10 protein-coding genes, 1 pseudogene and 1 riboswitch are annotated in these 14341 nt (G+C 43.3%); of the genes and pseudogenes, 7 read left to right on the plus strand and 4 right to left on the minus strand.

The genetic code is table 11. The features are described 5' to 3' along the window. Window positions 1-208: 208 nt before the first annotated feature. Both gyrA and lnt read left to right on the plus strand, forming a co-directional pair. Complete coding sequence (gyrA, locus tag V7K45_RS05830; protein WP_335001286.1) at window positions 209-2824, plus strand: DNA topoisomerase (ATP-hydrolyzing) subunit A; 2616 nt, start codon at window positions 209-211, stop codon at window positions 2822-2824. Beyond that, complete coding sequence (lnt, locus tag V7K45_RS05835; RefSeq protein WP_335001288.1) at window positions 2805-4406, plus strand: apolipoprotein N-acyltransferase; 1602 nt, start codon at window positions 2805-2807, stop codon at window positions 4404-4406. Before gyrA ends, lnt begins: the two co-directional genes overlap by 20 nt. Here the strand turns inward: lnt and V7K45_RS05840 are convergent. Beyond that, window positions 4403-5050, minus strand: a complete 648-nt coding sequence (locus V7K45_RS05840) for an rRNA large subunit pseudouridine synthase E (RefSeq protein WP_335001290.1) — start codon at window positions 5048-5050, stop codon at window positions 4403-4405. The two genes, lnt and V7K45_RS05840, sit on opposite strands and share 4 nt — an antisense overlap. An 87-nt stretch (window positions 5051-5137) precedes the next feature. After that, window positions 5138-5365, minus strand: a complete 228-nt coding sequence (locus V7K45_RS05845) for a hypothetical protein (RefSeq protein ID WP_335001292.1) — start codon at window positions 5363-5365, stop codon at window positions 5138-5140. 346 nt (window positions 5366-5711) lie between these two features. On the opposite strand from V7K45_RS05845, the gene V7K45_RS05850 reads away from it, so the two are divergent. The 3 genes from V7K45_RS05850 to thiC all read left to right on the plus strand — a co-directional run bounded on the left by V7K45_RS05850 (window position 5712) and on the right by thiC (window position 9382). Further along, window positions 5712-6584, plus strand: coding sequence for a phosphodiester glycosidase family protein (locus tag V7K45_RS05850; RefSeq protein ID WP_335001295.1), 873 nt, complete (start codon window positions 5712-5714; stop codon window positions 6582-6584). A 250-nt stretch (window positions 6585-6834) separates the two neighbouring features. Beyond that, the gene (locus V7K45_RS05855; RefSeq protein WP_335001297.1) at window positions 6835-7827 is read left to right on the plus strand and encodes a 2-hydroxyacid dehydrogenase; all 993 of its coding nucleotides are present in this window, start codon (window positions 6835-6837) and stop codon (window positions 7825-7827) included. Between the two features lie 77 nt (window positions 7828-7904). After that, window positions 7905-8001, plus strand: a riboswitch (TPP riboswitch). A 7-nt stretch (window positions 8002-8008) separates the two neighbouring features. Further along, window positions 8009-9382 carry a phosphomethylpyrimidine synthase gene (gene thiC, locus V7K45_RS05860; protein WP_334705269.1) on the plus strand — a complete coding sequence of 458 codons (1374 nt, stop codon included), beginning with the start codon at window positions 8009-8011 and terminating at the stop codon, window positions 9380-9382. A gap of 261 nt (window positions 9383-9643) precedes the next feature. On the opposite strand, the gene V7K45_RS05865 is transcribed toward thiC, so the two are convergent. Both V7K45_RS05865 and V7K45_RS05870 read right to left on the minus strand, forming a co-directional pair. Further along, entirely contained in the window at window positions 9644-10174 is a 531-nt protein-coding gene (locus V7K45_RS05865; RefSeq protein WP_335001299.1) for a hypothetical protein, read from the minus strand. A gap of 243 nt (window positions 10175-10417) precedes the next feature. Beyond that, complete coding sequence (locus V7K45_RS05870; RefSeq protein ID WP_335001301.1) at window positions 10418-12403, minus strand: S8 family serine peptidase; 1986 nt, start codon at window positions 12401-12403, stop codon at window positions 10418-10420. A gap of 332 nt (window positions 12404-12735) precedes the next feature. On the opposite strand from V7K45_RS05870, the gene V7K45_RS05875 reads away from it, so the two are divergent. Both V7K45_RS05875 and V7K45_RS05880 read left to right on the plus strand, forming a co-directional pair. Next, window positions 12736-13299 (plus strand): hypothetical protein, encoded by a 564-nt coding sequence (locus V7K45_RS05875; protein ID WP_335001303.1) that lies wholly within the window; start codon window positions 12736-12738, stop codon window positions 13297-13299. 94 nt (window positions 13300-13393) lie between these two features. After that, window positions 13394-14263: pseudogene (locus V7K45_RS05880) on the plus strand (DUF4351 domain-containing protein). The last annotated feature ends 78 nt before the right edge of the window (window positions 14264-14341 follow it).

Here is a 14341-nt window from a genome sequence, read left to right on the forward strand (position 1 = left end):
ACCATTAGAAGCGATCAAACTACAACTTAGATCAAAGCAAGGAGCATCTACTATACTAAAACGCTTGAGTTAGCTGCCCAGGCATAAAAAAGCAATATATGCTAAGATTGTATCAAATTATAGCAATTATTCAAGAGCAATTTAGAATAATTTTGCGCTTTGTTGAGTAAAAAAGCTAAAATCTACGATTTTTGGAGATTTTTAGGTTATGACAACCTCACAGGAGAGGATTATCCCGACAGACTTGCGAAACGAAATGTCGCAGTCTTATCTGGAATACGCCATGAGCGTGATAGTGGGTCGGGCGCTGCCAGATGCCAGGGATGGTCTAAAACCTGTGCATCGTCGCATTCTCTACGCAATGCACGAGCTAGGTCTGCTCCACGATCGCCCTTTTAAGAAATGCGCCCGTGTCGTCGGTGAAGTATTGGGTAAATATCACCCCCACGGCGACACCGCAGTATATGATGCCTTGGTGCGGATGGCACAGGATTTTTCCATGCGATCGCCCCTAGTTAACGGGCATGGTAACTTTGGTTCGGTAGACAACGATCCGCCAGCCGCCATGCGGTACACCGAATGTCGGTTGCAAGCTTTAACTAGTGCTGGTCTACTCCACGACATTGAGTATGAAACCGTAGACTTTGCCGATAACTTCGACGGTTCCCAGCAAGAACCGACAGTCTTACCCGCACGGATTCCCCAGTTATTGCTTAACGGTTCCTCTGGGATTGCCGTGGGCATGGCCACCAACATTCCCCCCCACAACTTGGGCGAATTGATCGATGCTTTGGTGGCAGTAATCCACAATCCCGAAATCACCGATCTCGAATTAATGCAGTATGTTCACGGCCCAGACTTTCCAACTGGGGCGCAGATTTTGGGAACATCAGCCATTCGAGAAGCTTATACTACCGGGCGTGGTTCTATTACCATGCGTGGTGTCGCTAACATTGAAACCGTTGAACAACGGGGACGCCCAGATAGAGAAGCAATTATCATCACCGAATTGCCCTATCAAACCAACAAAGCGGCGCTAATTGAAAAAATCGCCGAAATGGTGAACGAGAAGCGTCTAGAGGGCATCGCAGATATCCGGGATGAAAGCGATCGCGACGGGATGCGAATTGTGATCGAACTCAAGCGTGATGCTTATCCCCGCGTCGTGCTGAACAACCTCTACAAGCAAACGCCACTTCAAGCCAACTTCGGCGCAAATATGCTGGCGTTGGTGAATAGCGAACCTCAAGTACTCACCCTCAAGCAGTTCTTAACCGTCTTCTTGGATTTCCGCATCGAATCCATTGCCAGACGCACCCGCTACGAACTGCGGAAAGCCGAGGAACGCGATCATCTTCTGCAAGGGTTATTAATAGCCCTGTCTCATTTAGATCCAATTATTGTCTTAATTCGTCATGCTCCCGATGCACCCACAGCTAAAGGCGAATTAATCACAACTTACGGACTCTCAGAAGTACAAGCAGATGCGATTTTGCAAATGCAATTGCGCCGCTTGACTGCCTTAGAAGCAGACAAAATTCGTTTGGAACACGAAGAATTACAAGCGAAGATTACCGACTTGCAAGATATTCTGGCCCGTCGGGAGAGAGTGCTAGAAATCATTGAAACCGAAGTCACACAACTGAAAACTAGCTTTGCTACACCCCGCCGCACGGTGATTTTACCAGGGGAAGGCGAATTAGACGATCGCGACCTCATTGCCAATGAAAAAGCGATAATTCTGGTGACAGAGCAAGGCTACATCAAACGGATGCCAGTTAACACCTTTGAAGCCCAAAGCCGTGCTACCAGAGGCAAAGCCGCAGCCAAGGTGAAAGATGATGATACCATTGAGCATTTTTTAACTTGCTGCGATCACGACAGTATTTTATTCTTTAGTGAGCGTGGTGTTGTTTATTGCCTGAGAGCTTATCAAATTCCAGCGAGTTCGCGTACCAGTCGCGGCACACCAATTGTGCAAATGCTACCGATTCCTAAAGAGGAAAAAATCACCTCGATTGTACCGGTTGACGAGTTTAGCAGTGAAGAATATCTGGTTATGCTCACCAAAGGTGGCAATATCAAGAAAACCGAATTGGCAGCTTTTAGTCACATTCGCGCCAATGGTTTGATTGCCATTTCTTTAGAAGAAGGCGACCAACTCCGCTGGGTGAGACGCGCTAGAGTCGAGGATAGTGTAATCATTGGTTCTCGTAACGGCATGGCGATTCACTTCCGATGCAACCACGAACAACTGCGTCCTTTAAGTAGGGCAACTCGTGGGGTGAAAGCCATGAAACTCAAAAATAAAGATGAACTCGTGGGTATGGATATTCTCCCCGCAGCAATTCTTGAAACTTTGGATGCAGTTATAGAAGCCGAAACAGCCGAAACAGAAGATATCGAAATTATCGAAACAGAAGATATCGAAATTACCGAAATTACTGAAGAGTCCGCAGAAGTGCCTAGCAGTGGCATTGTTGGCCCTTGGGTGTTGGTAATTACAATGGGAGGATATGGTAAGCGCGTACCTGTAGCCCAGTTCCGGTTGCAAAATCGTGCTGGTCAGGGTTTAATGGCAACCAAGTTTAAAAACCGCAAAACCAAAGACAAGCTAGCAACCCTACGCATTGTCAACAACGATGATGATGAAATCATGATGGTGACAAATCGCGGTATTATCATCCGTCAAGCTGTGAATGCAATTTCGATCCAATCGCGATCGGCAACTGGAGTCAGAGTGCAGCGTTTAGATGAAGACGACGCCATTACCGGAGTGGCAATAGTTCCACCTGATGCTGGCGATGCAGAAGAAGCAGAATAAAAAGCAGGGGGAGAGGTTAACCGCCTTACTCCCTTATTTAATCGCCTTAGCTAGCGGCATTTTAATGGGGCTAACTGTAGCCCCAGTAGGTGCATGGTTATTGGCTTGGATTGCCATAGTTCCTTTATGGGTGCTAGTTGTCACTTCAGCCAAAAGTAAAAACAAATTCCCCCCGGCTTTCCTCTGGGGTATTGGTTTTCACAGTGTTGCCCTATTCTGGATTACCGGAATTCATCCGATGACATGGTTGGGCGTTCCTTGGTTGCCAAGCTTGGCAATTACGCTTTTTTGTTGGGGATTTATCAGTGTCTTGGGTGGAGTATTCGTTAGTATTTGGGCAGCTGTAATGGTTCGCCTGGGCGGACAAAAACCGTGGTTACGTGTACTGATTGGTACAGCCGTCTGGTGTGGCTTAGAGAGTTTGTGGAGTGCGGGCCCTTTGTGGTGGAGTTCCCTTGCTTACACTCAAAGTCCGCATAATCTCGTAATTGTACATCTGGGTCAACTGTCTGGGCCTAATACTGTGACAGCAGCGATCGTTGCTGTGAATGGGTTAATTGCTGAAGCGTATATAAACCGCCAAGACACCAAAATTTCCTCTGTGTCCTCCGCGCCTCTGCGGTTCGTTAATAAATACTTAGCTACCGCCACAGGATTATTAATTACCCTACACCTCATAGGTTTTATCTTATATAGCCGTCCTATCGCCCAATTACCAGAAGCAGCCCTGAAAGTGGGGATTGTTCAGGGTAATATCCCGAACCGACTTTTACGAAGTTCCGAAGGGTTTCGTCGCGCTCAAGAAAATTACACTAATGGATATCTAACTTTAGCAGACCAAGGTGTAGATGCAGTCCTGACCCCAGAAGGAGCCTTACCTATTTTCCAGCGTAATTTGCTGGAAACGGCCTTAGTCGCAGCTGTGAAGGAAAAAGGCGTAGTTGCTTGGATTGGGGCTTTTGGCGAACGGGGAGATAGTTATACAATTAGTTTGTTTACTTTTAACAGTAAAGGTGAAATTGTCAGCCGCTACGATAAGTCCAAACTAGTGCCTTTGGGAGAATATATTCCCTTAGAAGGCATTTTAGGCAAAATAGTTCAGCGCTTGTCGCCTTTGGATGCGCACCAAGTTCCTGGTTCAGCAAATCAGCTATTTGACACTCCTTTTGGTCGGGCGATCGCTAGTATATGTTATGAATCTGCTTTTCCGGAACAATTTCGCCGTCAAGCGGCTGCGGGTGGACAATTTATTGTCAGTTCTTCTAACGATGCCCATTACACTGCATCCATGCCATTCCAGCATCATGCACAGGATATCATGCGGGCAATTGAAAGCGATCGCTGGTCAGCACGAGCAACTAATACCGGATATTCAGCTTTTGTAGATCCTCATGGCAGAACTTTGTGGATGTCTGGATATAATACTTACGAAACTCATGCTGAAACAATTTATCGGCGACAGACACAAACTTTATATGTGCGTTGGGGTGATTGGTTAACACCCTTGTTATTGATCTCCTCTGGAGGAGCTTGGCTGGTAATTCGCGGTATAAAGAAATTTAGTAATGTTGGAAATCTCTAGCGTATCGAGTCTTTAGAATTATTAGCGAATTTCTCTGATAAGGCGGCTTTTTGGGGAAAACTTTTCGATTTACTAAAATTATAGATTTCGGAAGCGGTGAGGTCGCGCCATTGACCCAATTGTAAGTCATCTAATTGTAGATGACCTATGCTAACCCTGACCAGTCGCAAAGTCGGAAACCCAACAGCCGCAGTCATGCGCCGTACTTGACGGTTTTTTCCCTCTGTTAAAGTCATTTCCAGCCAAGCTGTCGGTACATTTTTACGAAATCTAATTGGTGGAGTGCGTTCAGGTAGCTGTGGTTCTTCTGATAAGAGCTTAACTTCTGCTGGTTGAGTGCGGTAATCTTGAATTTCCACACCTGTTTGCAACTTTTTGATAGCATCTGCATCTGGAATTCGCTCTACCTGTACCAAGTAAGTACGTTTATGCCCAAAACGCGGATGGGCGAGGCGATGTTGTAATTGTCCATCGTTTGTTAACAGCAGCAATCCTTCACTATCCCAATCTAAGCGTCCCACAGGATACACATCAGACACATCAATATAATCTTTTAAGGTGCTATGGGTGGGGGCATCTTTTGTAAACTGGCTGAGAACGCCGTATGGTTTGTAAAAAATAATATATCGGTAATGATTGGGCATGGGACATTTGACTTCTGAATTCTCTTTTAACAATAGAAGCAGAATTTATAAATCTTAGTTTCAACTTATAAGTTATCAAGTGAAAAATCAATCGCGGTTAAAACCACAACCTAAACAACGCATACAAACAGAGAAAGCTGCTAAAACTGAAACAATCTCAATTAGTAATTGAAATGACAAGGGAGCTAGAGCCAAACCCCAAATCAAAAGAATTATGCCGCTGACCATAGCAGTAATGCGATGAATTTCATCTTTAGTATTGAAAACCAAGAATAATGTTCCTAAACCAATTAATAATAAGACTAAGCTACTCATAAACATCTTCCTGACTTATACTTTTTCTTTGTGAAGCTGGATATACAGCAGAATCCAGGAGTAAAACACGTTTCACATCAGGCTTTGAGACGAATGGTTGTGTACTTTACCTCCCTTGAAACCTGTTGTATTTAACCCCTGTAGTCCTACCGTTACTTGGGCGAACTAGAGGGCAGTCTTGTTATGTGCATCTGACTGGTTCCCAGCCTGGGAAGCTCCGCCTCCAGTAGCTTGACAAAAGGCAGAGCCTCTTTTAAGTACATTCCCAGCCTAGAGGCTAGGAACAAGACGAAGTTATCCAAAGATTTGGGCATCCTAATAAGAACAATATAGTTAAGAGTTGATTATGCCAAGTTCTAAAATCTGCCGACGGTCTTTCTTGTTTTTAGGAGGTGCTGTCTTGGCACAAGGATTAACATTGGCACTCCCCGCAGCCGCTCAAACTGTACAAGTGAAGAGGGGTAAGGTAAATGGTTTCTCTTTTTATCAAACTATTATAGACCTCACTGACCCCAAAACCTTTATTACTATTGGTTTAGCGAATAATGCAACTTTAGCTAATACTAATCAAAAAACTAGTGGTGATGAAGAATTTAATAACCTAGTGGCTCGTCATCGCGCCGCTGTCGTTGCTAATGGTACTTTTTTTGCCAAGAATGCCCAGAAAACAGTGATGGGTAACATGGTAGCAGCAGGAAGATTTATCAAATACAGCCAGTGGGAAAATTTTGGCACTACCTTGGGATTGCGAGCTGGTAATAAACCGGAAATGGTAACAGCACGGGTTGACGGTAAACCGGAATGGAATCAACATTGGTTGTCTATTACCTGCGGGCCTAGACTGTTGAGACAGGGACAAATTTGGCTGAGGCCGGATGTTGAAGGATTTAAAGATCCTGGTGTTTTAGGTACTGGCGCACGAACTGCAATCGGGTTTCCTGCTGATGGTAAAAAGCTATTTTTGATTAATTTCGATAGTGGATTAACTTTACAGCAAGAAGCGCAAGCAATGAAAGCAATCGGCTGTCACGAAGCAATGAATTTAGATGGTGGTGCATCGAAAGCTTTTGCTGCTAACGGTAAAATTTTAGTCCCCGCCGGACGCCCACTAACTAATGTGATTGTTGTTTATGATGCGAAGAATCCTGCTCCTGCTGCTTTACAACAATCATGGAGCAGGTTTCAGAAAGGCGATCGCCCCATCATACCTGTTAATTGAGAGTGCTGGAGTGCGTAGGTGTAGCCCGCACTTCTCTACGAGACGCTCCGCGAACGACATGGTTCGACTCCGCTCACCAGCCGCTCAGTGACCGTCGTAGACATCGTTTATTTAACTTATCCTGCCAGAGTAAACGATTAAAAAATATTCAAAAATGCCTCAGCTACGCTCGTTGTAGACATCGCTTTTCTAAGCGTCAACGTATTATGTACTCGAACACCGTGCAGCATACATAAGTCTGAGGTTTTGCATGAAAGTAGCAGTTTTCAGTACAAAAGCCTACGATCGCCAGTTTTTGTCAGCTGCAAATTCTCCCATCCAACACGAGTTAGTATTTTTTGAACCCCGTTTAAATCGGGATACGGCTATCCTGGCTGCTGGATTTCCAGCGGTTTGCGTATTTGTCCACGATCAGGTTGATGCCCCAACTTTAGAACTTCTCGCCTCACGGGGAACTCGTCTGATTGTCCTTCGCTGTGCAGGGTTTAACAATGTAGACTTACAAGCCGCAGCAGACTTAGGAATTACCGTTGTGCGTGTTCCCGCCTATTCACCTTATGGGGTGGCAGAACACGCCGTAGGATTGATTTTAAGCCTAAATCGCAAAATTCATCGTGCCTACAACCGTGTTCGAGAAGGCAATTTTTCTTTAGATGGACTGTTGGGATTTAATTTGCATGAGCGCACAGTGGGAATTGTCGGCACTGGCAAAATCGGTCTGATTTTAGGACAGATTATGAAAGGGTTTGGCTGTCACATACTCGCCTATGATGTTTATCGCAATCCAGAATTGGAAGCGCTGGGTGGAAAGTATGTAGAACTACCTGAGCTATTTGCCAATTCCGATATTATCTCCCTGCATTGCCCCCTGACTCCTGAAACCCATCACTTAATTAACACTGAGGCTATAGAACAGATTAAGCCAGGTGTGATGCTAATTAATACTAGTCGAGGAGCGCTGATTGATACCCAAGCTGTAATTGAGGGATTGAAATCTGGTAAAATTGGCTATCTTGCTGTAGATGTCTACGAACAAGAATCGGAATTGTTCTTTGAGGATTTGTCTGGAGAAATTATTCAAGATGATATTTTCCAGCGTCTGACAACGTTCCCCAATGTACTGATTACCGGACATCAAGCCTTTTTTACAGCAGAAGCTCTCTACAATATTGCCGAAACAACTTTTGCTAATATTACCGATATTGAACAGGGTCGTCCTTGTGCAAATGAAATTCGCGCCTAAACTCTAAAATCCAAAATTGTGTTACCTCATAAATTGTTAACACCTTTGCTCCCAGACATAACCAAGGTGCTACACTACATCCATGCTAGGGGTGCCTACATAACCAGGCTGAGATCACACCCTTAACACCTGAGTCTGGGTAATACCAGCGGAGGGAAGCTGTTTATTGAGGAATTACAATATGCGGACTGAATGGGTTGCTAAACGACGTGGGCAGGTTAATGTATCTCAAATGCACTACGCCCGCCAAGGTGTTATCACCGAAGAAATGCACTACGTCGCCCAACGGGAAAATCTCCCGGCCGATCTCATTCGTGAGGAAGTAGCGCGGGGAAGAATGATTATCCCGGCTAATATTAATCACACTAACTTAGAGCCGATGGCTATTGGCATCGCCTCTAAATGTAAGGTAAATGCTAATATCGGTGCTTCTCCTAACTCTTCTAATCTTCAGGAAGAAGTGGATAAGCTGAATCTGGCGGTGAAGTACGGCGCTGATACCGTGATGGATTTGTCCACAGGCGGTGGTAATTTAGATGAAATTCGCACCGCCATCATCAAGGCTTCCCCTGTTCCCATTGGTACAGTACCGGTTTACCAAGCTTTAGAAAGCGTCCACGGCACAATTGAAAATCTGACTGCTGATGATTTTCTCCATATCATCGAAAAGCACGCCCAGCAAGGAGTAGACTATCAAACTATCCACGCTGGGATTTTGCTTGAGCATTTGCCTTTGGTGAGAAACCGGCTGACTGGTATTGTCTCTCGCGGCGGCGGTATTTTGGCACGGTGGATGTTGCATCACCACAAACAAAACCCGCTTTATACCCACTTCCAAGACATTATTGAGATTTTCAAAAGGTATGATGTCTCCTTCAGTTTAGGAGATTCTCTGCGTCCTGGTTGCACCCATGATGCCTCAGATGAAGCACAATTAGCTGAATTAAAAACCCTCGGACAGCTAACTCGCAAAGCCTGGGAAGATGATATACAGGTGATGGTGGAAGGGCCTGGACACGTGCCAATGGATCAAATTGAGTTCAACGTCCGTAAGCAAATGGAAGAGTGTTCTGAAGCACCTTTCTATGTGTTGGGGCCATTGGTGACAGACATTGCTCCCGGTTATGACCACATCACTTCAGCCATTGGAGCCGCGATGGCTGGATGGTACGGTACTGCAATGCTGTGTTATGTAACACCTAAAGAACATTTGGGTCTACCAGATGCCGAAGATGTGCGGAATGGGTTGATTGCTTATAAAATAGCGGCTCATGCGGCTGATATTGCTAGACATCGCCCTGGTGCAAGGGATAGAGATGATGAACTTTCTAAAGCGCGTTACAACTTTGATTGGAACCGTCAGTTTGAATTATCACTCGATCCAGAAAGAGCTAAGGAATATCACGATGAAACTTTGCCAGCAGATATCTATAAAACTGCTGAGTTTTGTTCGATGTGTGGGCCGAAGTTCTGCCCGATGCAAACTAAGGTTGATGCTGATGCGCTGACAGAATTAGAGAAGTTCTTGGCGAAAGAGGCTGTGACTCAAAGCTAATACCATTTTGGATTTTAGATTTTAGATTTTGGATTAAGAATCGCTTTTTATTTGCGGGTTCAATTAATCCATCTGTCTTAATCATTTTTCAAATTGGTATAACAGATTGTCATATCGATTTTAGTTTTGTAGGGTGCGTTACGGACATTCGTCCTAACGCACTTAAAATTTGAGGTGTGGGTTAAGCTACGCAATGATTTACTTGTAAATTGATTTTTTGGAATTCATTGCTGCTAAATGTCAATTGAGCAATTTTGAGATTTATTCGGATTTTGCTGTAATGGCTTGATAGCGCAAATTCACATCCACTTCTTCAGGCATTAAAATCCAAGCCCCTGGTATTTTCTCAGCAGTTAAATAAGTACCGATACATAAAGATTTACCATTAGGAAAGTTCAGTCTAAAACCACACATACTATAAAAACCATAATCTTCATTATCGCGGGAAATAACTTCAATATCAGAAATAGGCTGAACCAGTAAAGATGCAAGTGAATCTTGGCCTTCCATCCTCGGAAAAATTAAATATTTATAAGTAATTGCCTTGATGTTTTGATTAATTGGTTGACTTGGATCGCTAGCATCGAAAAGTAGAATATTTGCCATACCTTCATCTACATCAATATACAGTCGAGTACCACTATAAGTCTCCAAAAGTATAGAACCTAATTCTGTTCGCAATTCATCTTGAGGTTCTAAAGATGTTAAACGAGTTAGAAATTTTATCCGATCATTTATTATTCGATGTATAAGTTTTAGGTTAAAATCAAGATATTTATTTGATGGAATCATATATTTTCCCTAACAAAATCATTAATTTTTGAGTAAACTGCTAAAATCTTAAATGAGCTTATCGATCCGACGGAGATAATTGTCTTTTATTGTGTTTACACTTAGCTGGTGAAATGCTTATCATATATACATTTTCGCAGTTTTTTAACCCTTTTCTTATCTCTTTGTGAGAAATCCGGGCTATGAGCAGTGCTACGTCTCTACATTCATTTTTTTTTCACTCTTATGTCTAATACGCTGGGTTTAAAATCCCATTTCAATGGTTAAGCTGCGAATTTTTCCTGTATCTCCTTCAGCTTTATCTGCAACTTCCAGAGTCCAGGTTCCTTGGGGACTTTTACCTTTAAAAGCAGCAAGTTTAGGGGTGTTTACTTCGTCATAGGTTGTTTTGATATTATCTGTAGCTCCACCCTGGCGATCGTGCAGGTTTATGGGAAGTATGCCTGTTTGCACCGGAGGAAGGAGAGTAACTATAAGATCCCCAATATAAGTATGCTCGATATCTACATTAATTTTGATAGATTTTAAGAGGGTGGTATTAGCGATCGCCACCGATAATGTTGATGTTTGTAGATCGTTAATTGGCACATCTTGCACTGCTTGGAATCTGCTGATGGGTGATGTTTGCGGTGGCTTGGCTAATTCTACAGCTTTCAGAGCATTGATTCGACCGTAACCGTAGAAAGGGCTGCGACCATTGGCATCATATTTACCTCCAGCTTGATCGATGCGATCGCAGGAGCGTTTAAAAATGTCTCGCACTTCATCCCAACGCAGATTTGGGTTTCTGGCAAGAATCAAGGCTGCTACACCTGCTGCACCTGGACAGGAACTAGAAGTGCCGCCAAATTCGTTCGTATAGTTGCCTAAAGCCTCACCCAGATTTCGATTACCCGAATTATAGCCAAGTACACCAGAGCGATCGGTTGTCCAAATTCCAGTGGTTTGAGAAATATCACCATTGTTGCTGGGGAAAGCACACCAAACCGCCTGACCGAAGTCACTGTAAGCGCTTCTTGTGCCGTAGTCGTTACAAGCTGCCACCGCAATCACCTTTTGATAGCTGGCGTAGCCGTCGTTATCAACGCTTTCGTTACCATTGCCAGCTGCGAATAAAATTACACAGCCCTTGCCGTTGCGCCCTTTATTGATTGCAAAGTCCATAGCAAGTCGTGTGGAATCAGGCAAAGGTACTTTTTGCTTGTGTGCGGGATCGTCTGGCTCAAACCAAGTACCGTCTGCTGGCCCCCAACTGCAAGAAATAACATCTGCACCATTTTGAGCCGCCCAAACAAAAGCATCTGCTTCATCCTGCGATCCCAGCGCCGAAGCTAAACGAATCGGCATGAGCTTTGCACCCGGTGCTACACCAGATGCCCCAAAGTTACCGTTTGCACACGCTACTCCTGCACAAGATGTACCGTGGTTATTATCGTTTCCCGGTCTGGGATTGTTCGTTTTACGTGTGACATCACGCGGGGCAACAATCTTGCCAGAAGAACGGAACTCTTCATGATCGAGATCCACACCATCATCAATAATTGCAATAATTGTCCCAGTGCCATTGCTCAACTTCCAAGCAGCTTCAACGTTGGCATGGGCGTTAATTGTCTTACCATTAATTGTTGTTTGCTTTAAGTGCCACTGCTGCGGGAAAACCTGACGTTGGCGTGACTCACGTGCTAGTTCGGGATGACACAGTTCAACTGATTCCTCATTTAGAAGTCTCTCGGCAATGTCAAAGACGGCTATACCAGTATTTGCAGGGGCACTGACAAAATAAGCATTTCGTGCATATTCAAGTTGGCGTTTAATTGTTAAGTTGTAACGTCTTAAAACCTCTTGGCAGACACTTGATTCTTCGCTATCAAATTTAACAAAAAGGTTTTCAGTGTAAACTACAGGTTGTTGGGATACTGGATCGATTAGGACACGTCCGGCAAATTGGACTTCGGACTCATTGTTGAGTATTTCACGGGCGCGATCGCGCAAAGCGACACCCTGATTTGGAACTTTTGCTTGCAAAATTTCTACACCCGCTTGCCGAAACCGTGTTTTTAACTCAAATTGATTGAGGATACTGCGAGCTATGGGTGATACAGGTGCGACTTCAAAGGATCTTGCACCAACAATAGTGCTGCGGCTTTCGGTACGGACGACAACGTGTTCGTTACTGATCGCAAATTCATACTGTTGTCCATTCTGTCCACCATAGCGAAGCTGAACCATTGTTTAATCTCCTAAATGTTTTGAAAATTGGGAATTGGGTATTGAGAAACCGTATTATGCCTTACTTTTAAAGCTTGCTGTAACCATCTTAGGCTTACGTTTACTTTATGGATGCTTTTGATTTCATGTGTTATATGTGTATTACAATACAGAATTTAATTTATTTAAGTTCATACAAACCTTCAATTAGTCTTTCCAGAAAAGAGAGGATTCAAAATCAGGTTGTTTTAAGAATCTTCACTATCAGTAGGGGCGTATAACTGTACATTACGATGAAAAAAATGTATTTCGTACCACTGAAAACGCTATAACATCATTAGAACTTGAGAAAGATGTTTTATTTTCCGGTTGAGTATTTTCTACAGGTGTACTCTCTACCCCTGATTGGTGAAGTGAGATTTGAAAAAGACTACTTTTCTGAGTATCCCAAACAAATTCGCGTTAGTGGCGATGCAAGCCTACGTACTGCTGTATCATACATTCGTAAACCTGGGTACTATGCAGTACATTACAATCAACCCGGCACTGTGGTATTAGGGGCAATTTTACGACTTAACGACGGTGCAATTGCAGTTTTTTCAGGCGAACCCAATCCATCAGAACAGGGTATATTAAGTCCGGTTTATACATTAGAATCCAATGCTTCCTTAGCAGTACCAACTGGATTAATTTTTATCCGCTTTGCTGAAAGCGTTGATGTGGAATCGCAACGCGAGGTAATTAATCAAGCGGGTTATGAAGTTGCAGAAAGCCTTTCTTATGCGCCTCATACCGCTTGGTTGCGTGCCAAATCAGGTAATATTATTGATGCGATCGCTGGAATTTCTCAGCTAGAAGCGATCGCTAACGTTGAGAGTGTCGAACCTCAAATGCTGATGGAAAGAAGTTTAAAATAAATTACAAATTATACATATTAGAGATATTCTTACTTCTAAGTTGACGGTAATATAAGTACTAGACTTTACTATTGCCTAAATATTTTTTGGTTGAATGACTAGATTTATCCATGACCAATTTGCAAAAGATTATTTGGAAGAATTATTAAAACCTTATGGAGAAGTACAAGGTTCTAGCCGTGTGGCGGGAGAAGTTCGAGAAATCGATGTTTTATTTTCTCCTTTAACAAAACAAAGCACGAATTTAAAAGCACTAGGATTATTAGGAAGATTTGCCGCAACAACAGCTATTTTTGAACCCTTCCGTAACGCTGCATCAAAAGAAGAAATTTGCGATTGTCTGTTAAAATTATTAGAAGTAAGGGGTGGATTACAACGTCAAGCAAATCGCAATAAAACTTCCATTTCAGAATTAGAACTTCCCAAATTATAGATACTCACCCCAACAGCATCTATAACGCTGCTGTCAGGATTCAGTGCTACTCAAAAGGTAGACTGGCTACCTGGAGTACATTTTATCGCAGAGTATTTGCGGACTGCGATCGTTGCGATTCACCAGTTACCGCGCACCCAAGAAACTCTGTGGTTAAGAATTCTCGGTCGAGGAACAGTACAAAAACAAGCCATAGATGAATTAGAAGCACTATCATCAAATCATCCATTTCGCAGAGCAACGCTAGAATTACTTTATAACTTGCGGCAAAACTTGCAAGTTAATCAAAATTCAGAAGAAGACGATCGGGAGTTAATTATGCGATTAAAACCACTTTATCAACAAGATCGAGAGCAAGCTGTACAACAAGGCGAACAACGTTTAATTATACGTCTATTAAATCGCAGTTTTGGTGAGATTAATTCATCTACTCTTGAGCGAGTTAAAGGATTATCTATTGAACAATTGGAGGCGTTAGGAGAGGCTTTGTTAGACTTTTCAGTTATTTCTGATTTCTGGAGTTTAGACTAAATCGTCGAAATCAAAGAAAAAAGAGGAGGTCTGATTGAACACAGGCCCACTTTTGACAGAAGGTGAGAGAAGAACCAC

Origin of the sequence: Nostoc sp., from assembly GCF_036917375.1 — a bacterium.
Taxonomy (GTDB): Bacteria; Cyanobacteriota; Cyanobacteriia; order Cyanobacteriales; family Nostocaceae; genus Nostoc.

Bases quoted from the DNA above. Each gene is read 5' to 3' on its own strand.
- V7K45_RS05870 (WP_335001301.1), bottom strand. From the start codon at position 12,403: ATGGTTCAGCTTCGCTATGGTGGACAGAATGGACAACAGTATGAATTT.
- V7K45_RS05875 (WP_335001303.1), top strand. From the start codon at position 12,736: ATGTTTTATTTTCCGGTTGAGTATTTTCTACAGGTGTACTCTCTACCC.
- gyrA (WP_335001286.1), top strand. From the start codon at position 209: ATGACAACCTCACAGGAGAGGATTATCCCGACAGACTTGCGAAACGAA.
- V7K45_RS05840 (WP_335001290.1), bottom strand. From the start codon at position 5,050: ATGCCCAATCATTACCGATATATTATTTTTTACAAACCATACGGCGTT.
- V7K45_RS05855 (WP_335001297.1), top strand. From the start codon at position 6,835: ATGAAAGTAGCAGTTTTCAGTACAAAAGCCTACGATCGCCAGTTTTTG.
- V7K45_RS05865 (WP_335001299.1), bottom strand. From the start codon at position 10,174: ATGATTCCATCAAATAAATATCTTGATTTTAACCTAAAACTTATACAT.
- V7K45_RS05850 (WP_335001295.1), top strand. From the start codon at position 5,712: ATGCCAAGTTCTAAAATCTGCCGACGGTCTTTCTTGTTTTTAGGAGGT.
- lnt (WP_335001288.1), top strand. From the start codon at position 2,805: ATGCAGAAGAAGCAGAATAAAAAGCAGGGGGAGAGGTTAACCGCCTTA.
- V7K45_RS05845 (WP_335001292.1), bottom strand. From the start codon at position 5,365: ATGAGTAGCTTAGTCTTATTATTAATTGGTTTAGGAACATTATTCTTG.
- thiC (WP_334705269.1), top strand. From the start codon at position 8,009: ATGCGGACTGAATGGGTTGCTAAACGACGTGGGCAGGTTAATGTATCT.